This is a genomic window from Paenibacillus aquistagni, from assembly GCF_900177815.1.
In the GTDB taxonomy this organism is placed as follows: domain Bacteria; phylum Bacillota; class Bacilli; order Paenibacillales; family Paenibacillaceae; genus Paenibacillus_B; species Paenibacillus_B aquistagni.
Window position 1 is genome coordinate 1 of record NZ_FXAZ01000005.1, and the last position, 19,988, is coordinate 19,988.

Genomic DNA, 19,988 nt, shown 5'->3' on the forward strand with positions numbered 1-19,988 from the left:
GCTGTCATAGTGGGTAAGCGGCGCTTCCATTCCTTCATGCTTGATGTATGTTTCAAAATAAGCAAAGGTGGTCTCGTTCCATTTATTGTTCTCATTAATCAGCGTCCCATCAGGCAAATGAGTTGGCGGAAGCTCTCCACTCTTGATCTTCCTTAGCTTCTCCTCCAGCAGTTGATACTGCAAGGCATCCAGAGGATCAACCTGCCCCTTGGCTATTACTTCGACAATATATGCAAGCAGCTCTGCTTGCTCCGGCATCGGCGAGCCGTCGTCCTTCAGCGGATTGTAGCGGCAGGCTTCCAGCGAATCCAGCAGGTTCGTTCCCGCTAGCTTGGCTTGCTCATTGTAGTAGGTATCATCCACTCCTAGTGCTCGCAGCTTCTCCCTTGCTTCATTCGCTCGCACATGCGCTTCGTCCATATAACCCGAGCGCCCGAAATAGTGGTATACACTGTACTCCTGCTGGGCTTCCTTGATCGCGGTCAAAGACGTCGCAATCGTAGAGAGCTTTAAGCGAGCCGCTTCCTTCTCTTCTGGTGTACCTTCCGATAAGGCACGAAGCCATTCCGCGACCATAGGGTCAGCATGCACAACAGCCACCTGCTTGGACAGCAGCATATCCATCAGCTTCCTGACAAAGGAGGTCTGATCCATAATGCGATACAATTGCTTCATCGCTGGCAGCATCTGAACGCTCATAGGCGCTAAAGCCCCACTGCCAGCGTGTACCCCTTGAGAAATAAAGCGATTTAACTCTGTGGGCAAGCGAGAAGATTCTGAGGATTGAAGCTTCCGCTCTGCTTCGCGCTCCAGCTGCCTGTACTCGCCAGCCGCCTGATACAGCAGCCGGGATTGCTCTTCTAATCTCCCTACCAGTTCCCTAGCCTCACGCTGAATCTCTTGCGCTAATCGTTCGACTTGATTGGCTGCGATCCGCACCCCGCTATCCTCAGAATATGAGGATCGTGCAGAACCAGCGGTACGATTCGCCACATTGACCATCTGTACATAGCTCGATTCCAGCTCTCTTCTCCAGCGCTTGAAATGCTGCGAGAGTTCTTCGATTTTATTTGGATCTGCTTGAACGTTCACGGGACACCTCCGACTATGATACAACAATCATTTCCATCATCGGAAAAATGACTCAGCTGCCTCACATCGAAGTTATTCTCTCCACTTAATAGAAATGCATAGCTTATGATCGTATTTATAACGAACTTCACAGAAAGAACAGATGATATTATTTTCCATAATATCACATATTATTACAATATCCCGCATTAAATATGTCAAATTCCAATCCTTATGTATTTCCCCGCAGGAACATATGGAACTTGTAATAAATCCCTATATCCATTCTGTAAATACCATATTAACCCATATCCCCCTATACTTTAAATATACCTGCTGGTCAGGTACAGCCTATATAAAGGGGGCATCAGGATTGGCAAAGACGCATAGAGGAAAAGGATTATGGAAGTCGCCTTCCAAGGGACGGGGAACTTGTCCGCTCTGTCTATCAACACGAATTAAGCTCTTATATACCGTCAGCGATAAAGAGAACCATCAGATCAAGGTATGCAAAAAATGCAAGGATGCGCCAGCGGAGCGTGTAGAAAAGGCAACAGACACGAAGCAGCTTGCCTTCCGAGGCAAGCATCGCAGGCAGCTCCATGCAAGACATGCGGATTCCATTTAGAAGATCTCAGAAGTTATCGATAATTATCTGGTTATGACGAAGCAACAAAAGGGAAGGCACTGCTACAGCGCCTTCCCTTTTGTATTACTAGTCATTCATCGCTCGAATTCCTTATCATGCATGACATTAGGATACTTCGTCTCATTCATGATATTGGATTCCTCATCATGCCGTTCATCAACAGAAAGCGTGAAGCAGATAACAAACGAATCATTCCACAAATTTACCGCCTTCCGCTCAACCTTCCTGTTCACCTGCCCTGCATCAGCTACTTCACAAGCCACTCCAAGCTGTGAACCCATTCCATGCCGCCAGCATTAGGCTGAGGGGCGCCTGGAGTGCTTCTTCCGTTCTTGACATAGCTTGACAACAGCTTGGTCAGCTCTTGTACAATCTCAGGATACACTTCGCATACATTATGCTGCTCGCCAATATCATGGCTCAGGTCATACAGTTGAACAGCTGGCAAGCCTTCGGGTGCCTCTCCCGGCATCGGATAGCTCCAGCCGCCAGAGTCTGGGCACAGCTCAAGCTTCCACTTGCCCTTGCGTATCGAGAATGAACCATTGATCGAGTGATGAACGATCGCCTCACGCAAAGGCTGTTTGAGCTCTTGATCAAGCCATACCGGCAGGTTGCTTACGCTGTCCTCTCCCGCATCATCCGGGAGCGAGAGCTTGAGCACATCGGCTGTGGTGGACATTAGATCCACTAAGCAGACAGGCTCGTCACATACTTGGCCCCCTCGTATCTGCTCTGGCCACTGCATAATAAGCGGAATCCGATGTCCGCCTTCAAATATGTCGGCCTTATAGCCGCGGAAGACATAGCTAGGATGATGGCCAAGCTCAGCGAGCCCTTTTATACCAACTCCCGGTGAGCAGCCATTGTCACTTGTAAAGACCACGATCGTATTGTCCGCAAGTCCACATTCCTCAAGCTTGTGAACCACTTGCCCCACTACATCATCCACCATTAGTACGAAGTCGCCATAGGCATTGGTCTGAGACTTCCCTTGGAAGGCTTCTGTAGGAAGCACCGGAGTATGCGGTGCTGGCAGCGGGAAGTAGATAAAGAACGGATCATCCTTTGCTTGGTCGATCCAATCCAATACCTTCTCCGTGCAGCGAGGCAGGACCTCCTCATGAATGAAGTCCTCTCCCGTTGGTCCCTCTCTCCACCATCCAAGCTCCGTTTCGCTCTTGGTGATGCGATTTGGCATTGCCGTTACCCGGTCATTTTCAATATAAACGTACGGCGGCATGTCTAATGAAGCACTAATGCCGTAATAGTAATCAAAGCCATAAGCTGTCGGGCCATTCGTAATCGGTTTCGTGTAGTCCACATCCGTAATATCGTCACTGTTCAGGCTCCACTCCATGCCGAGATGCCATTTTCCAATGCAAGCTGTTCGGTATCCCGCTTCCTGAAGCATCGATGCGACGGTCATGCGTCCCTGTTCAATAAGGGGACGGCTGTAGCCGCCAAGCACCCCATCCTTCAATTCCGAGCGCCAATTATATCTTCCCGTCAGGATGCTATAGCGAGATGGCGTACAGACGGCAGAGCTGGAGTGCGCATCTGTAAACGCGATGCCGCGCGATGCGAGCCGATCCAGATGAACGGTGTTCAGCTTGGAGTTCTCATTCAGGCAGGACACGTCTCCATATCCCATGTCGTCTGCTAAGATGTAAATGATATTAGGCTTTCTTTTGCTGCTGGAATGCTGTGTATGCTGTGTATGCATTGCTGTCTTATCCCCTCTCCACTGCATAAGTTTTCTTGCGCTTCGTTTTTTGAATCTATTCCCCTACGTATAGCATCTATTGCCCATCATAAGGCGTATCCTGCACCTCAGTCTGCAGTTCCTGCAATTGCTTCGTCAGGAGCGCTGCCACCTGCTCATAATCCGGATCATGATACACATTAAGAAGCTCATGCGGGTCCTTCTTCAGATCGAACAGCTCCCATTCAGGCGGAATCGGCTCGTAGCTCTGCGAAGAGGTATCCAACGGATCAGCATAATAATAAATGAGCTTGAACTGCTTCGTTCGTATTCCGTAGTGAGCATGCACCCGATGCTCATCGATATGCATCCAATAGCGATAGTACATGGCTTGCCGCCAATCCGGAAGCTGCTCACCTCTTGCCAGACAGCGCATGCTTCTTCCCTGCATCTCCTGGGGCACTTCGATCCCGGCATAATCAAGGAATGTAGGCCCAAAGTCAATATTCAAGATCATCTCTTTATTGATGCTGCCAGGGGAAATCTCCCGCGGATAACGCATGACAAATGGCATCTTAAGCGACTCCTCATACATGAATCGCTTATCGTACCATCCATGATCGCCTAAGAAGAAGCCTTGATCTGAGGTATAGATCACAATCGTATCTTCTGTCAGCTGCTGTTCATCAAGATAATCCAGCAATCGGCCGACATTGTCATCAATCGAGGCTACACAGCGCAAGTAATCCTTGATATAGCGCTGATAGTTCCAGCTCTTGCGCTCTTTGTCCGTTAATCCCTCCGGCGGGTCCATCTTCAGGTCCGTCCTCGTCAGATCCCGATCCACTCGCATCAGCGCATCCGAAGCTGCCCGGGCCCGATTTGAATAATCGTCATGGAAGGTCGCTGGCTCAGGGATATCCATATCTTCATATAAATGCATATGCTTTTCATCAGGAATCCATGGACGATGAGGCGCTTTATGATGGCACATCAGAAGGAACGGCTTGTCCTTATCGCGTGCTCCCAGCCAATCGATGGTCAGGTCCGTAATAACATCCGTAACATAACCCGCATGGCGTTTATTCTCCCCCATTTCGATGAGGATCGGATCATGGTAGTCACCTTGTCCGGGCAGAATGTTCCAATAATCAAATCCAGTCGGATCACTTTCACCGCCATGTCCGAGATGCCATTTGCCAACGATAGCGGTCTGATAGCCAGCCTGCTGCAGCAGCTTCGGAAAAGTTGTCTGACGTCCATCAAAGCGGTCAGACAAGGTTCGCACACCGTTCAGGTGATTGTATGTACCTGTCAAGATAGAGGCTCGGCTGGGCGCACAGATTGAATTCGTGCAATAGCAGTGATCGAATCGCGTCCCTTCCTTCGCTATTCGATCAATATTAGGCGTTTCATTGATGACGCTTTCATAACAGCTCATCGCATGAGCCGCATGGTCATCACTCATAATAAATACAATGTTAGGCGCTTTGCGCTTCGATTGATCCATGTGATGGGACCTCCCATGAGGTATTTTCTTATGATTTCAATGCAACTAGCGATTAGTAATTAATAGATTAACAAGACACAATCATGACCTGAAGCTGCTCACCACGTTCCACGAACATTATTCACCCCCATCCTGTTCTCTACCTTATGATTACTTTTATTATATCAGCAGACCTCTGCACTGTGTCGGTATATTAGATATCGATAACATTTTTTTGATTCGAGATTGTCTTTGCTGTCTTACAGCATTTTCGTGCAGCATGTCGAACCACTGCGTCATTTCTTTAGCGGCTAAAAATCAAGCCAATCTCGCACTTAGCACGGATTATTCAGCATTGCGGTAATAGATAAGATTGTCGGTCCACTCGCCAAATTCATAGATAAATCCCTTTCGTATGCATTCAAACGTCATGCCTACTCGTTCAGCCAAATGAATCGAAGCCATGTTATCAACATTGATATGCGCTTCAATTCGGTGATAGTTCAGATCACGAAAGGCAATCGTCAGCGCGCTTTGCACCGCCTCTCTGCCATATCCTGCTCCCCAATGCTGATTATGAATCGTGTATCCGATTCTTCCCCATGCAAAATCATCTCTAGCAAGGGTCGAGAAGTCCACCATGCCTAGATGCGCGCCATCCTCATGTCGAAAAATATCAAACACATAGGCCTTGTCTTCGGCTGCCAATTCCTGATGCTTATGAACCACTTGCACAAACCATGCTTCATGGCAGTCGCTTAGATCAATAGGGCCTTCATCATGCCGATGCCGGGAAGGAAGCCGTTGGCTATAGGCACGAAGCCATTGAGCATAGTCATCCTCTCTTAATGGTCTAACTTCTAATCTCTTAGTTGTCTCTATATACTTAAATACGCTCAAGCTTACACCTCGCTTTTCAGGTTATGTGGTTATTCCTGATTATGCTTCATTGGAATCGTAAACCAGAAGGAATGCACGCCAGCCTCAGATGCTACTCCTACTTTACCATGATGCTGCTCAATAATCTCCTTGACCAAGGATAAACCAAGACCAGAACCCCCGGTATCTCTGCTTCGTGATGAATCCAAGCGGTAGAATCGTTCAAACAGCCTTGCTCTTTCCTTCTCCGGGATGGGATTTCCTTCGTTCGTCACCGTAACCTTATAACCATTCTCCATGATTTGGCCTTCTACCTTTGTCCATCCCCCTCGATCATATTGGAGCGCATTCGAGAGCAGATTATGAATGACCTGCTTAAGACCATCCTCGTTGCCCTCAACTTCTGCCGCCTCGACGCTTCGATCCAGTACCATGCTCTGGCGTTTGAGTTCCAAAGAGAAGTGATCGATGCAATCGTCGATCAGCTTATTCATGTTTATCGTTTGCGAGCTTATATCCTTCGGTCCCTTCTTTGCCTGCCATACATTCAATTGATGCAGCTGCTCTACAAGCCGGGTTATTCGAAGAGACTCCTCGTGAAGCGATTGGAAGAGCTCCGTGCTGCCCTCGATCATATTTGTGCTCAGCGCCTCTAGATAGCCATTAATATTCGTTAGCGGTGTCCTTAGCTCATGCGAGATGTCAGACACCATTTTTTCTCTCAAGGCTTCAACCTCTTTAAGCTTCTGACTAAGTTGATTGAAGTCTGCGGTCAGCTGGCCAATCTCATCCTGATATTGAATCGGCAGCGGTTCAGGCGATTGCCCTTTTGCCATTTGCCGTGTGCACTCTCCGAGCTTATTCAATGGACGAAGCAGACGCCGTACAAAAAAGTAATGAACAATCCCCGCCAGCAGCACGGCCCATATGCTTGCTTTTACCAGAAATCCCTGCATCGTCTGGGCAAACAGCGCGCTTTCCTCCTGACTGACTGCAGGATAATGAGCAAAGAGCAAACAGGCGTAATCCTTTACCGATACACCTGCTAAGCTGATCGCGATCGCAATCACGATGCCATTTATAATAATAAGCTTCCATAGGATGCTGATCTTTACAGAGTCCCTATTAAAACGCCACAAATCGATACCCCATTCCTCTTATCGTCTCGATAAGCTCACGATCTCCATCATAACTTAGCTTCTCCCGCAGCTTTCCGATATGAACATCGATGGTTCGGTCAATAACAACCTTTTCCTGATGCGGATAAAGTTCAGCGATCATTTGCTCCCGAGTAAGGATTTGGTTTGGATGCCGCATTAAAAAATGAAGCAGCCGAAATTCATGCTGCGTAAGCGGAATGATCTCGCCGTTATAGTGCACCTCACCTCGCTGCGTCTTCAAAGTAAGCCCGCGATAAGTGATTTTGCTGCACCGCTGCCCTGTTCTTCGCAGAATGGTCTCTACTCTGGCAACAAGCTCAGCAGGACTGAACGGCTTCGTCACATAATCATCCGCTCCTAACCTCAGGCCCCCAACTCTGTGCTGCTCCTCCACCTTCGCCGTCAGCATCATGATAGGCACATCTTCTTTCAAGTCTGTCCGGATGCGTGTGCATACCTCTTCACCGCTCAGCTTAGGCAGCATCAAATCCAAAATGACCAGACAAGGATGATGAAGCTTGAATGCTTCCAGCGCTTCCTCCCCATCACTGGCTTGAAACACCGCATATCCTTCCTTCTCCAAGTACAAGCTGATCAGATTCCGTATCTTAGCATCGTCCTCGACAACCAAGATCGCCGATTCCTTTGTCGACATAAGCTCACCTCACATTTATTGCAGCTGCAAAACTTCCTTCTTCATCATCTCTTTATTCATCGGTCCAATAATTTTCTGCTCGATGATCCCTTCAGAATTGATCAGATAGGTCGTTGGCAAAGACCTTACCTGATACCTATTTGCCACTTCATTATGCTCGTCCAGCAGTACGGGGAAGCTGATTCCGTATTGTTCCAAAAACATCGGGACTTGCTCCACACTTTTCTCGGACTGCGTCATATTTACAGCGAGCACCGCAACACCTTTATCCTTATAATCGTCATAGAAGGTTTGCATATCCGGCATTTCCGCTCGACATGGCGGGCACCAGGTAGCCCACATATTCAATAATACCTTTTGCCCCTTATAATCTGAAAGCTTCACAGTCGTTCCATCCAGCATGTCTAATTCAAAGTCAGGTGCGAGATTGCCTTGCTGAATGCCAATGGTCATTCCATTATCGCCGCTATTCGTCACTGCAGCTTGCTTATCCTTAATGGAATCATACCATCCATAGCCTACAAGGCCCAACAGCACCACAATAACAATAAGGTTTCTTTTCATCCTTTAGTTCATCCTCTCTCAGTATAAAAATGGCGTAAACGAAGCGAGCCAAGCGCTGATCTTGGTCATTTGTCCCGTAAACAGCAGGACGCCCATCACAATCATGATCCACCCGTTCACTAATGATAGGGCAGGCAGTATCTTATTGATCTTTTTGACCACCCCCAAGGAATAAGTAATGAGCAGGGATAGCAGCAAAAAAGGAATGCCTAAGCCTAACGAGTAAAAGGACAACAGCAGCAAGCCGCTGTACATCGTGTCTGATGATCCTGCCAAGAGTAAAATAGAAGACAACGCAAGACCCACACATGGCGTCCAGCCTGTACCGAAAGCCATGCCCAGCACGAAGGAATTCCAGCTCCTGCTGCGCTCATTTGACTTCACTTCCCAATGCTTCTCACGCATAAATATATTCAGATTGAGTATCCTGGCCATCTGAAGCCCAAAGATGATGATAAGAATGCCGCTAATCTTCTCCAGCACACCGCGGTACTCCGAAAACAACTGACCTATAAAGCTGGCAGAGGCCCCCAGCGCAATAAAAATAACACTAAAGCCAAGCACAAAGCTGATCGATCGAGACATGAGCATGCTCTTCGATACTTGAATCTTGTTGTTCTGGGCATAAGAACCCGTTAGATTGGCCACATAAGCGGGCAGCAGCGGAAAGATGCAAGGGGAGAAAAAGGAGAGCAGCCCCGCCATCAACGCAAATAAGATCGTAATATCGTTCATTTTTTATCCTCCATCTGTCATCTGCTTCGAGTCTATATTCGAATTGTTAAGATTCATTAAAGCGATGCTTCCTCTTCATATTTGGAAGGAAAACGCACACAACCGCAATCATGAGGAAGATCCATTGTTCCATAGAAAGTCCGAATAGAATCGTCTTGTGATAAGGGTTGAAAAAGTGGTAGAAGACCTGACCCATACAAAACCACAGCCAAGCATGCACCGTATCCTCTGGATGTCCAACACCTGATGGCTTCCTCCACACCCACATAAGCAGCATAAAGGACAAGCTCAGCTGAACCATATATGGATTCCACCACTCCAGACGGTCGATGATCGGAAAGAGAGACGCTGCGCTCAAATAGACGAGCAAGCCCACGATGACAACATCTGCATATATCCAAAATGAAATCCTTCTTCGTCTTGACTGTCGATAGAGGAAATACACACTAAAGAGAATGGCAAGCCACATCCCGCGTTCTCCACCTGTAAAGTACACAATTGCGATGGGGTTATCTGCAATCGTCGATGGATGAAATAAAATAAAACTAAACTTCCAGATCATAAATCCATAAAAGGCCGCACTCGACAAATCATCAATAACGACATGACGAATGCCCCCCTGTCCCTCCAGACGCTTCTTGATGGCAAGATAAGCGAATAGCCCAGCTATTGCGACGGCAATCCAGCCAAGCTTGATCATGAAAGGCCCTATATACATTGCTTCCTGCACGCGTTCCACCATTCCCTCCCAAGTTGTTTGCTTACAATATAGGAGTGGATTGTTAAGATTCGATAAACACCATCAAGTGCTGCATGCTAAACGAACATCAAAGACCGACTTTTTACTGAAAATAAGAATGACGACAAATCACATATCTTAACAAGCTCACAGAAATTACAAATTAATATTCGTATTCTGTTATAGACTTATCATTTTTACAGGATTATAATAACGAATACATCTTGAAAAACGAACTTTAAGGCGGTAATTATGGAAAATAATATGCATTTATTTCAAGGCACTGCATTTTCTAGCAAATCACCTAAAGAAACACAGATACTAAAAGACCATCTGTTCCTGGTTAACGACAACGGAATGATCGAACAGATTGTCGCACCTCAGGATACGAACTATCAGACCTTGCTTGATGCTTATCAAGGCAAGAACAATTTCCATCCCTTGGCAGGAGGCCAATATTTCGTGCCTGGCTTTATCGATTTGCATGTTCACGCACCTCAATGGGCTCAATCGGGGACTGCATTAGACATTCCTCTATACGATTGGTTGAATACATACACCTTCCCGCTGGAGTCCAAATTCTCTGATCTTCGCTTTGCGGAAAAAGTATACGGTGATGTTGTCAGCACCTTGATCGCCAACGGCACGACGACTGCCCTTTACTTTGCCACAGTGCATAAAGAAGCAAGCTTGTTGTTGGCTGAGATCTGTGCGAAGAAAGGCCAGCGCGGTCTAGTTGGCAAAGTGGTTATGGATGATCCCGAGCAGAATCCGGCGTATTATCGTGATCTGGATACGAGAACAGCTCTACTAGATACAGAGGAATTTATTGTTGCGGTACAAGCATTAGCGCAATCGACAAAACAAGGGGTCTACCCGGTTGTGACACCTAGATTCATTCCAAGCTGCACAGATGAAGCACTCAAAGGGCTCGGAGAGCTCGCGGCCAAGTATGATACCTATGTACAGTCCCACTGCAGTGAAAGCGACTGGGCACATGGCTATGTTCGAGATCGGTTCCAAAAGAACGATGCCTTTGCGCTGCATGATTTTGGCTTGCTGCGTGATAAGTCTGTCATGGCGCATTGCAATTTCTTAGATGACCATGATGCTGATTTGTTTGCAGAGACAGGAACGGCTGTTGCGCATTGTCCGGTATCGAATGCTTATTTTGCGAACAGTGTGATCCCTATCGCTCATTTCCATAACAAAGGGGTTGAGATTGGTTTGGGGTCGGATATTTCCGGCGGCTTTTCACCTAGCCTCTTCGATAACATCAGACAAGCCGTCATTTCTTCTAGAATGCTAGAAGATGGGGTCAACCCGTCTCTTCCTGCCCATGAGCGCGGCGTACCTGATTCACGCATTACGATTGATGAAGCCTTCTATCTGGCCACAGCTGGCGGAGGCGAGAGCTTAAGCTTGCCAATCGGCCGGATCCAAGCGAATTATGCATGGGATGTACAAGTCATTGATACGAATGTGCCTTCCTCTAAATTGCCGATCTATGATGCGAATGAAGATTTACACGACATTTTCCAAAAAATCATGTATCTATCTAGACCTGAAAATATCCGTGAAGTCTGGATACAGGGCGAGAAGGTTCATTCGCGTTAAGCCTATAAAACGAGCAAATTTGAGGTGTACATCAAAGTGAAAACACAAGCAGACAAACAAGATCACGCTCCACAATTAACAATCTCACCGGATCAAAGACTATCATTCGGCAAGTCCGCTATCCTTGGGCTGCAGCATGTCATCGCTATGGATGTCTATGTCGTACCGTTCCTGATCGCGATGCTAATTGGTTTATCTTCCGGCCAATCCAGCGCATTGATTCAATCCACTTTCATTGCAGCCGGCATTGGAACGATCGTGCAAACGTACTTCTGCATGAAGCTGCCGATCGCACAAGGGCCTTCCTACGTTCCGCTTGGTGCCATCGTCAGTATTTATGCGGCTAGCGGCGGCGGGCAGTTAGGCTGGGACTCCGTCTTGGGAGCAAGCTTGATAGGTTCGATTCTCGTCATTATTCTGGGTTACACAGGTGTCTTCAATAAAATCGTCAAATCTTTCATCCCGCAAATTGTAGGGGGAACGATCATCTTTATCGTGGGCTTATCGCTGCTGCCTGTTGCGATAAGAGACAATATTTATGGCGCAACGGATGCGACAATCAATCAGAATGTGCTGCTAGCCCTTATTGCAGGCGCCGCCCTTCTTTTATTCGTTATTCTAGGTTCTGTGTTTCGTAAAAAAGGAACGGTATTCCGCACAACGTCTGTCATGGTCGCGTTGGTTGTCGGATGTATTGCGGCAGATGCAATGGGCGTATTGGACTTCTCAGCCGTTCGAGACGCTAAGTGGTTCAGCATGCCGCAGATTCCATTTGCCGACTTTGGCTTCTCGTTCAATTTCTCAGCAATTATCACGATGGTGATCATATACTTCGTGCTGCTTGCTGAAACGACGGGCACGTGGTTTGCCGTCAGCAACGTTATCGATAAGCCTTTAACGGATAAAAACCTAAATCAAGGGGTAATCGGTGAAGGGATCAGCTGTCTCATCGCAGCTTTGGTCGGTTCTACTCCTGTAACAGGCTATTCCACCAATGCCGGTATTATTTCCATCACGGGTATTGCAAGCCGCCGTGTCTTTCTTGCGGTAGGAGGATGGTTCGTCCTCTTCGGCTGCTCAGGCAAATTAGCTGCTTTAATTTCTTCCATTCCGACGTCTGTCATCGGTGGGGTATTTGCCATTGTGTGCAGCATTATCGCCATAAACGGGGTGCAAGTGATCAAAAACGAAAGAATCGGCGAGAAAGAAATGTACATCATCGCCATACCGATGATCATTACACTTGCGCTCGTGCTGATTCCAAAAGATTACTTGTATTCGCTGCCTACGTTTGTGCAATATCTCTTAGGCTCGCCGATCCTTGCAGCTTCTCTGGCTGCAATCTTATTGAATAAGATATTGCCTGGTGAGAAGGCTAGCTAACATTCGATAGATGTGTCATCGATTAGCTGCACATTCAAATATGTCGTCTAATTGAAAGAACTCCTTATACGTCTGCGGATTGCAGATATAAGGAGTTCTTTTTCTATATCTCATAGACGTTATGCGAATGCTGCTCCCCTACTAGGATTGAACAGAACAGCTCGCATAAGCGGTTCGGCTTCCCTTGCGGTTGATAAAGCCAACCTGTCCATTCAGATAGGGATGGTCATTATCGATATAGTCCAACATCTGCTTGCCATCAACCCGTACTTCAAAATGATTGCCTCTCGCGTTCACTGATAGAGTAAGTTCACGATGATGCTGGAGCACATAAGGGACCTTCGCGAGCTCAGTCCAGCCTTGCCTTTTCTTTTTCAACAGCAGAAGATGATTGTCTTCAATCAGAGCAGCATAGCTTCTTAGCGCTCCTTGCACACGGAATAAAAGGCCATGTGAAGAGCCCGTGAGCGGCGTCAGCGTCGACTCAAACGTATAATCGTTAAAGTAGTGTCCTCCCGTATAGGCTTCAATGTCTCCGGTCGCCCCGCTGCCTGTCAGCCTTCCGTCTTCTAACGTCCAAAGTCCTCTAAGATAGGTCAGCTGACGCACCTCTCGATGGAGCGGATTCCACACTTCCATTGCTGACGCTTGAAAGGATTGATGAATCTCTGCTTGTCCCGAAAACGTTACCTCATCGATATAAGCAACAAGCGACTTCGGCGAAATGTATATTTCCGCCAGCGGAATCCATTCAATTCCAACTTCCCCAATGACCGCATTTGGTATAGGGGGAACTGTCCACCTTAAACAGATCCACTCCTCTAATGGAAGCTCTACTTTATCTCCATACAGGAACGTGCCATCTGTAAGGTTGCGCACATACAAGCGTGCCGCCAGATGCTCCTCTTCTCCTCGTGGAACATAGACATGCATCGATAGGGTCTGTCCAGGAAAAAAGCATGGCGTAAAGCTTGGATCGTAACGACTGTCATTAAAGTCCTCTGGCGTATAATACGTTTGTAAAAAAGTGCGATAGCTCCCGCCGCCATACAGTGAGCTGAAGCATACTTGAAGAGAGCGCTTACCATAATAAGCGGCAGCATCGGTGTTCACGCACGATGTCATGAGCATGGCCCCGTCCGGCCCCGCATTGCGAAAGGCATGGGTTGAGCCCGGAAGCTCGAAATCATAATGCGCATGCAAGCCCTGATTGTGAGCAATCTCTTTGCCTATAAAATAGCGCTTCGAAATCGCAACCGTCTCCTTAGCCACATTCGCGAGATCCTGAATATTGCGTGAACCAATGAGACTTGATAAGCATACAAAGTCATTAATTGGTTTGCGCCAAGCTTCATCAATGCCAGTCAGCCCGACCAGCACACCTAGAATCGCGCCGACGTTACCTACATTGCAGTCCGTATCCCAGCCGCACATGTTCGCAATGTTGATGGACCGGCTGAAGTCTCCTTCTCCATACAAGAGTCCAAGCACGACCACTGCCGCATTCGGAATGATATGGCATACGCCTGGATAGCGGTCGTAGCCATAATGCGCTTGTACGTAGCGGAAGCAAGCGCGCCAATCCTCTGGCTGCTCATTATGAAAGCGAACCATATCCGCAACAACACGAGCATATTCACTATCCTGTGGGATCGTCGACAGCCCTCTAACAATAACCTCATGAATGGAATTCGCATGGAAGGCCGCCGCACAGCAGGCTGCCACAAAGCGCCCACCGTAGATGCCATTTTGATCATGAGATACAGATGCCATCTTGCCCGCCAAGTCCGCTGCTTCCTGCTCATCGCAAGGTGCAAGCAAACCCCACACATCACTAAAGATCTGACCGCCGATCTGCTCAGCGACCGTTCTCGAATTCTGTTCCATCGATCCCGATCGCGGTGCTTCAATCCCTGCCTTCAAGTTGTCATAGGCTGTATGCTCCGTTGATTTGCCATAGCCGCCCCACCAGAAGAAGCCGTGGCCATCCCCAATATAATTGAGCCACGTATCTCCCATTTGTTTGGCGGACACCTTTTCTCCAAGCGGCAAGTCTCTAAGCGCCTGCATAAAGAAGATGGGACCGTTAATATCATCATCTGCAGCAAAGTTCTTGAAGTCGTACAAATAGCCGGTTATCTCGCCAAATGCCCGCTCGATCCGTTCATAGCTCCAGTTCTCAATATTCGCCCCGTGGCGAACGCCGATCATCTTGCCTAGCCAGCCTGCATAGACTCGCTCAGCGTAATCCGAGTGGTAGGTGACCATGTCCTGCCTCCTGTCGTATTCATAAGGTACATGATGCCAAATTCTGCGTATTGTTGTCTTTCACGCCCTTATTATACTTGAGCCAGGTTTACATCCGCTTCTCATTATCCGCTTCCCAATTCTCAAAAACGTTCCCAAGGCAATATTTTTCTCGATACGCTTTTGGCGACATCCCCGTCACCTTTTGAAAGGCGCGATAGAAGCTCGCCATGCTTTGAAAGCCGCAATCAAAGCAAAGCTTGCTAATCGAGTCAAAGGAGCTCACCAGCCTTTTGGTCACCGCACGTATTCGAAGCGCTTGAATATAATCTTTCAGACTCTGCCCCATGCACGCTCGAAAAAAACGGGACGTGCGTCCCGCTGACCAACCGACAAGCTTCGCTGCATCGGCAAGCTGGATATCATTCCTATAATGCTCATGGATAAAATGAAGAATCATCTGAAGCTCGCGATACGATTCATTCAATCTTCTCCATTGATCCGAGGAAATCTGATTCATATAATTGCGAAGAAAGAGTACATGAATCTCAATCAGCACAGAACGCGCGCGCAACAAAAAACCGATCTCCTGATTCCTCATTTCCTCCAGCATAATCTGCATTCGAGGCAGAATCATTTTGGCAAGTTCGGTATCGGCTGCGATATGATTTTGGAACTGCTCGGACTGATAGCTGTACGACAGCAGCAGCTTCTCATCCTCTACAAGCAGAACACCCGGATCAAAATTAACAAAAATAAAGGTGCAGGGATTATCAGGATCAGCCTGAGCAATGTGCAGCTCGGTTTGATTGACAAGAAAGACGTCCCCTGAGCGTACGGGATAGCGCTTCTGCTCGAAATAAAACACGCCTGAACCAGAAAGGCATACTCCAATTTCCAAGCTCTGATGCGTATGGAAAGGCTCAAGCAGCGTGCTTGGCGTCCACTGAAAGGCATTCATCGGAATGTCATGTGGATATTCAATATGAAGCTTCATGGGTCAGCACTCACTCCCCCGTCATTACAATGATGAACTGCAATTCTATCCTTTTAGCTACAATTATAAGCATTATCTGCCCTGAACCACACCGATAATTTCTTAATTGTAATCTGCCACTATACCTTTATGGTTGTGAACGAATGCGACCCTTCACCTCATGAGTCCATTGTGTGTATTCCGCATAAAAAAGCAAGCTTGCATACTTTTATGCAGGCTTGCTTATGATTCGATTATGCAATTATACAATAACGACTTCAGGCTCTGGCACGAACCCAAATGCTTTGTCAATCGACTCCTGTACGACTTGAATCAGATGAACCACGTCAGAGGCCTTGGCGCCGCCGCGATTCTGAATCATATTGCCATGATTCGGCGAGATCATGGCACGGCCGTACTCGGTGCCGCGAAGATTCAGCTGATCCGCAAGCTTGCCGATTGGCACCCCATAATCATAATTATTTTTGAAGACAGAGCCGCAGGATGGATAGTCAAAATGCTTCTTGCCAACACGATCCGTGATGACATCCTCCATGGCTGTAATCTTGCGGCCTTGCGAGCGAAGCTGCTCCAGATGGCCGATATAATAGGAAGAAAATGCGCCAAGGCTGGAATGATGATACAACTGGGATTTGAATTGATCGAGTATCGTATTCAGCAGCTGAGGATCATTAACCGTTCCCTCAAGCTTAAGGTCCGCCCCCGTTACAAACCAACGATGCTTCTGGAAGATCGTCGTTTTGTAGCCGAACTCGCAGTCTTCTGCTTGAATCGCTTGCACGCCGCGGCTGATATGATCGAGATCCAAATAATACACCGTGTCGAGCACATCGCTCATCTGACGGCTGAAGTACTTCGCATTCATGAAGATGCCGCCGCCAAATGTGCCTGGAAGCAGGAATGTAAAATCAAAGTCATGAAAGCCATTCATCGCACCGATCAAAGCGAGCGAGGACATTGGCATTCCAGCCGAGACATACAGCTTGTTGTCATGGAACTTCGCCTCCATATGATCTCGCATGGAGATGAAGAGTGTATCTGGGTCCGGCTGATCAGGGAACAAGATGTTGGAGCCTGAGCCGAAGATAAAGGAATTCATCCCCTTCTTCTCTACCTGATCAAGCAGCAGGATCAGGTCCTCTGTCGTATTAGGCTCCGCTAAGTAGCGGGCCTCTCCCCCAATCTCATAGGTCGAGTATTGGGATAGTGCTGTTTGCTTTTTAAGCATATGTTCAAATCGTTGATGTGAGATCATGATTGGTTTCTCCTCGCATGTACTATAAGCAACTTCATCTACCTTCAGTGCCTCTGTATCATTATACGCACAACTAGGCACAGGAGTCACTTTTGCAAAAGCTCATGAACAGAGCTCGCTATCTTATTTATTTTACAGGATATTGCCTGCTATGGCGACATAATCCTGAGAGTGGATGAAACTGCTAATCCTATCTCAATTCAAAGCCTGTTATGATGCAAAAAAAGGTCCTGATGCTTTGTGCACCAGCACAGCATCACGACCTCTCAGATTGAATCATGCTCTTCTTAGATTTGTATTTATTATCTATTCACGATACCTCACAATTTATGAAGCAAATTCTCGCATCGTATCTAGCGGACGGTTCAGACTTGGCCTTACGCAATCTTCTTCTTCCAGACACCAAGCGTGAATGCGGATACAACCGAACCGATAAGAATGGCTAGCAGATACATCAGCGGCTTGTTCACAAGTGCGATGACGAAGATACCACCATGCGACGCTGGAAGCGTGATGCCAAAGGCCATAGCAATGCCGCCAGCGATTGCAGAGCCTAAGATGCAGCTTGTCAGCACACGGATCGGGTCAGCTACAGCGCGGAATAGCTACGCCGTCGCCTAGTCCAGTTGTGCTGTGGCTTTCACGAAGCATGATGGCTTCACGGAAGGCCTGCGAATCAGCCAAGCGGCCCCCTTCATTAAGCTTTGCAATCAGCTCATCAATGACCGCCTCTTTCCCTTGTGCCTGAAGATCCAGAATGGCCGTATCCTGCTTCAGAAGATCTGTAATTCTCATGAAGTTCTCTCCCCTGCCTGTGTTAGCTTGATTTGTGGAAGCAGTTCTTCAATCCGTTCTTGCGTGCATAGATCGGTGGAAAATGCCGTTGCACTCCCCGTTGCCACGCCATAGGCAAACGCCTGCTGGACAGACCCTGTTCGTACAAACGTGCCAATAAAGCCTGCTACAAGTGAATCTCCTGCGCCTACTGAATTAATCAGCTTACCCTGCGGCACATTCGCCACATAGGCTTCATCAGCTGTGATCAGTACTGCACCATCTCCTGCCATGGAGACGATGCAGTGCTGTGCGCCCCTCTCGACGAGCTTGCGGCCGTATTGAATGACTTCCTCCAAGGTATTGACAGCAACACCAAAGAATTCCCCGAGCTCATGCTGATTAGGCTTTACAAGAAATGGCTTGTAACGAAGCAGTTCAAGCATCGCCTTGCCGCTCGTATCTACAACGACGCGAATGCCTTTATCCAAGCAGCGCTTCATCATAGTGCTGTACAAGCTATCATCCAAGCTTGAAGGAATGCTTCCTGCCAGAATGAGTGTATCGCTATTGTCCATCTCTTCAATTTTTCCAAAAAGCTCCTGCAGCTGACTTGCAGAGATGTTAGGACCTGCGCCGTTAATCTCTGTTTCTTCTGCTGTTTTCAACTTAATATTGATTCGAGTATCCCCATCGACTTGAACAAAGTCGGTTGCAATCCCCTCTTGAGTCAGCACCTCCTGAATGAAGCGGCCGGTAAAGCCGCCAATAAAGCCAAGCGCCTTGGTCTCAATCCCGATGCGGGACAATACCCGTGATACATTAATTCCTTTTCCGCCTGGATACTTGATGTCATGGCTCATTCGATTCAAGCCGCCCACCTGAAACGTGTCCACATATACGTAGTAATCAATAGACGGATTGAGCGTTACGGTATAGATCATTTATTCCACAACCTTTATTACTGTCGTCTTGTTGCTGATGGCGCTCTCCTCATCTTGTTCGAGCTGATCGATAATAAGCGCTGCCTCCTGAATCGCTGCAAACTGCACAAAGCATACCTTGTTCCACTTGCTGCGGTCTGCGATGACATAACGCTGCTCGGATAATTGAAGAGCCATCTTCTTGATGCTCGCTTCCTCAGGATCTGGCGTCGTATAGCCAAGCTCCTCATGAATGCCATTCGTTCCAATAAAGCACTTGTCGAATCGGTAATCCTGCAAGCCTCGTATCGCTTGACTGCCTACCAGCGCCTTTGTAAGGCCCTTAATCTTGCCGCCAACCACATAAGCCTGAATGTCATATTCATACAAAGATTCGAGATGCATGAGTCCATTCGTCACGACCGTGATCTTCTTGTCCACCAGCAAAGGAATCATCTCGTACGTTGTGCTTCCCGCATCGAGGTAGATGCAATCTCCCTCTTGAATCAAGGAAGCGGCCAATCGGGCGATGCGCTTCTTCTCGCTTAGCTGCTTCGTTGACTTCTCACTTAACGAAGCCTCCATTCCTTTGCCTTGAAGCAAGGCTGCCCCGCCGTGCACGCGCTTCAGCAGATTCTCGCTCTCAAGATGACTTAGGTCTCTTCGAATAGTCGCTTCTGAGGAAGCTGTCGCTTGAACAAGCTCCTGAATCTTAACGATTCCCTTCTCCTGAAGCATGTCCAATATCATTCGATGTCGCTCTGGAGTTAACATCTCTTCATCTCCTTCAATGCTATTGTAATGAAACCGCCAACAAAAATCAATCATTTTCGATCATTTACAATCAATATCGATTAAAAATAAATGATATTCCGTTCAAAATCATTCAAATCCGTTTATTATAGTGCATTTGATTATGATTAACCGTTATCCATCCACGGTTATGCAGTAGTACACATCATGCAGCAGCTGCTGCATTTATTTCGATATCTTGCGATTACAATCAAAATAAGGTACAGCAGACCTCATTCAAGGTTATACTTACATTAGATGAGCGAGCAGATGGAGGGAAGAGCAATGAACCATCTAGATCATGGAACCGAAGTCAATCCGATCAAAAGCAATACTAAATCAATCATAACCGAT

At 47.4% G+C, this 19,988-nt stretch carries 18 protein-coding genes and 2 pseudogenes; 3 read left to right on the forward strand and 17 right to left on the reverse strand.

The features are described from left to right. Positions 1-1,092, reverse strand: a 1,092-nt coding sequence (locus B9Y93_RS16580) for a hypothetical protein (protein ID WP_139829185.1), incomplete at its 3' end; no start/stop codon positions are given. Positions 1,093-1,444: 352 nt separating this feature from the next. Here B9Y93_RS16580 and B9Y93_RS16585 point away from each other — a divergent pair. After that, complete coding sequence (locus B9Y93_RS16585) at positions 1,445-1,699, forward strand: hypothetical protein (RefSeq protein WP_085496146.1); 255 nt, start codon at positions 1,445-1,447, stop codon at positions 1,697-1,699. Positions 1,700-1,794: 95 nt separating this feature from the next. On the opposite strand, the gene B9Y93_RS16590 is transcribed toward B9Y93_RS16585, so the two are convergent. From B9Y93_RS16590 to B9Y93_RS16630, 9 genes are all read right to left on the reverse strand, one after another. After that, entirely contained in the window at positions 1,795-2,001 is a 207-nt protein-coding gene (locus B9Y93_RS16590) for a hypothetical protein (RefSeq protein ID WP_085496148.1), read from the reverse strand. After that, the gene (locus B9Y93_RS16595; RefSeq protein WP_085496150.1) at positions 1,968-3,446 is read right to left on the reverse strand and encodes a sulfatase family protein; all 1,479 of its coding nucleotides are present in this window, start codon (positions 3,444-3,446) and stop codon (positions 1,968-1,970) included. The genes B9Y93_RS16590 and B9Y93_RS16595 overlap by 34 nt, the downstream gene beginning before the upstream one ends. 76 nt (positions 3,447-3,522) lie before the next feature. Continuing rightward, positions 3,523-4,935, reverse strand: coding sequence for a sulfatase family protein (locus tag B9Y93_RS16600; RefSeq protein WP_085496152.1), 1,413 nt, complete (start codon positions 4,933-4,935; stop codon positions 3,523-3,525). 324 nt (positions 4,936-5,259) lie between these two features. Continuing rightward, a complete protein-coding gene (locus B9Y93_RS16605) occupies positions 5,260-5,814 on the reverse strand; it encodes a GNAT family N-acetyltransferase (protein ID WP_085496154.1) in 555 nt (184 codons plus the stop codon). A 29-nt stretch (positions 5,815-5,843) separates the two neighbouring features. Beyond that, positions 5,844-6,932, reverse strand: coding sequence for a sensor histidine kinase (locus B9Y93_RS16610; protein ID WP_244903444.1), 1,089 nt, complete (start codon positions 6,930-6,932; stop codon positions 5,844-5,846). Next, entirely contained in the window at positions 6,919-7,608 is a 690-nt protein-coding gene (locus B9Y93_RS16615; protein WP_085496158.1) for a response regulator transcription factor, read from the reverse strand. Before B9Y93_RS16615 ends, B9Y93_RS16610 begins: the two co-directional genes overlap by 14 nt. A gap of 15 nt (positions 7,609-7,623) precedes the next feature. After that, positions 7,624-8,172, reverse strand: a complete 549-nt coding sequence (locus B9Y93_RS16620; RefSeq protein ID WP_085496159.1) for a redoxin domain-containing protein — start codon at positions 8,170-8,172, stop codon at positions 7,624-7,626. Between the two features lie 18 nt (positions 8,173-8,190). After that, positions 8,191-8,907 (reverse strand): cytochrome c biogenesis CcdA family protein, encoded by a 717-nt coding sequence (locus B9Y93_RS16625; protein WP_085496161.1) that lies wholly within the window; start codon positions 8,905-8,907, stop codon positions 8,191-8,193. A gap of 46 nt (positions 8,908-8,953) precedes the next feature. Further along, complete coding sequence (locus B9Y93_RS16630) at positions 8,954-9,649, reverse strand: hypothetical protein (RefSeq protein ID WP_085496164.1); 696 nt, start codon at positions 9,647-9,649, stop codon at positions 8,954-8,956. 249 nt (positions 9,650-9,898) lie between these two features. Between B9Y93_RS16630 and guaD the strand changes: the two genes are divergently transcribed. Both guaD and B9Y93_RS16640 read left to right on the forward strand, forming a co-directional pair. After that, on the forward strand, positions 9,899-11,263 hold the full coding sequence (gene guaD, locus B9Y93_RS16635; RefSeq protein WP_085496166.1) for a guanine deaminase: 1,365 nt from the start codon (positions 9,899-9,901) through the stop codon (positions 11,261-11,263). A gap of 36 nt (positions 11,264-11,299) precedes the next feature. After that, complete coding sequence (locus B9Y93_RS16640) at positions 11,300-12,646, forward strand: uracil-xanthine permease family protein (protein ID WP_085496168.1); 1,347 nt, start codon at positions 11,300-11,302, stop codon at positions 12,644-12,646. A gap of 141 nt (positions 12,647-12,787) precedes the next feature. Here B9Y93_RS16640 and B9Y93_RS16645 read toward each other — a convergent pair whose 3' ends face one another. The 7 genes and pseudogenes from B9Y93_RS16645 to B9Y93_RS16675 all read right to left on the reverse strand — a co-directional run bounded on the left by B9Y93_RS16645 (position 12,788) and on the right by B9Y93_RS16675 (position 19,616). Beyond that, the gene (locus B9Y93_RS16645; RefSeq protein ID WP_085496170.1) at positions 12,788-14,914 is read right to left on the reverse strand and encodes an ADP-ribosylglycohydrolase family protein; all 2,127 of its coding nucleotides are present in this window, start codon (positions 14,912-14,914) and stop codon (positions 12,788-12,790) included. 88 nt (positions 14,915-15,002) lie between these two features. After that, entirely contained in the window at positions 15,003-15,890 is an 888-nt protein-coding gene (locus tag B9Y93_RS16650; protein WP_085496172.1) for an AraC family transcriptional regulator, read from the reverse strand. 241 nt (positions 15,891-16,131) lie between these two features. Beyond that, the gene (locus tag B9Y93_RS16655; protein WP_085496174.1) at positions 16,132-17,145 is read right to left on the reverse strand and encodes a UDP-N-acetylmuramate dehydrogenase; all 1,014 of its coding nucleotides are present in this window, start codon (positions 17,143-17,145) and stop codon (positions 16,132-16,134) included. Positions 17,146-17,522: 377 nt separating this feature from the next. Further along, positions 17,523-17,741 (reverse strand): annotated as a pseudogene (locus B9Y93_RS16660) (PTS fructose transporter subunit IIC); the annotation flags it as partial. A 1-nt stretch (position 17,742) separates the two neighbouring features. Continuing rightward, positions 17,743-17,940: pseudogene (locus B9Y93_RS16665) on the reverse strand (PTS sugar transporter subunit IIA); the annotation flags it as partial. Next, positions 17,937-18,863, reverse strand: a complete 927-nt coding sequence (gene pfkB / locus B9Y93_RS16670) for a 1-phosphofructokinase (RefSeq protein WP_085496178.1) — start codon at positions 18,861-18,863, stop codon at positions 17,937-17,939. The pseudogene B9Y93_RS16665 and the gene pfkB, both read right to left, overlap by 4 nt. Further along, positions 18,864-19,616, reverse strand: coding sequence for a DeoR/GlpR family DNA-binding transcription regulator (locus B9Y93_RS16675; RefSeq protein WP_342351865.1), 753 nt, complete (start codon positions 19,614-19,616; stop codon positions 18,864-18,866). It lies immediately after the preceding gene. Positions 19,617-19,988 lie beyond the last annotated feature (372 nt).

Coding starts and splice junctions, on each gene's coding strand:
- B9Y93_RS16630 (WP_085496164.1), bottom strand. CDS start 9,649: ATGGTGGAACGCGTGCAGGAAGCAATGTATATAGGGCCTTTCATGATC.
- pfkB (WP_085496178.1), bottom strand. CDS start 18,863: ATGATCTATACCGTAACGCTCAATCCGTCTATTGATTACTACGTATAT.
- B9Y93_RS16645 (WP_085496170.1), bottom strand. CDS start 14,914: ATGGTCACCTACCACTCGGATTACGCTGAGCGAGTCTATGCAGGCTGG.
- guaD (WP_085496166.1), top strand. CDS start 9,899: ATGGAAAATAATATGCATTTATTTCAAGGCACTGCATTTTCTAGCAAA.
- B9Y93_RS16600 (WP_085496152.1), bottom strand. CDS start 4,935: ATGGATCAATCGAAGCGCAAAGCGCCTAACATTGTATTTATTATGAGT.
- B9Y93_RS16625 (WP_085496161.1), bottom strand. CDS start 8,907: ATGAACGATATTACGATCTTATTTGCGTTGATGGCGGGGCTGCTCTCC.
- B9Y93_RS16675 (WP_342351865.1), bottom strand. CDS start 19,616: ATGTTAACTCCAGAGCGACATCGAATGATATTGGACATGCTTCAGGAG.
- B9Y93_RS16595 (WP_085496150.1), bottom strand. CDS start 3,446: ATGCATACACAGCATACACAGCATTCCAGCAGCAAAAGAAAGCCTAAT.
- B9Y93_RS16620 (WP_085496159.1), bottom strand. CDS start 8,172: ATGAAAAGAAACCTTATTGTTATTGTGGTGCTGTTGGGCCTTGTAGGC.
- B9Y93_RS16650 (WP_085496172.1), bottom strand. CDS start 15,890: ATGAAGCTTCATATTGAATATCCACATGACATTCCGATGAATGCCTTT.
- B9Y93_RS16590 (WP_085496148.1), bottom strand. CDS start 2,001: ATGGGTTCACAGCTTGGAGTGGCTTGTGAAGTAGCTGATGCAGGGCAG.
- B9Y93_RS16615 (WP_085496158.1), bottom strand. CDS start 7,608: ATGTCGACAAAGGAATCGGCGATCTTGGTTGTCGAGGACGATGCTAAG.
- B9Y93_RS16655 (WP_085496174.1), bottom strand. CDS start 17,145: ATGATCTCACATCAACGATTTGAACATATGCTTAAAAAGCAAACAGCA.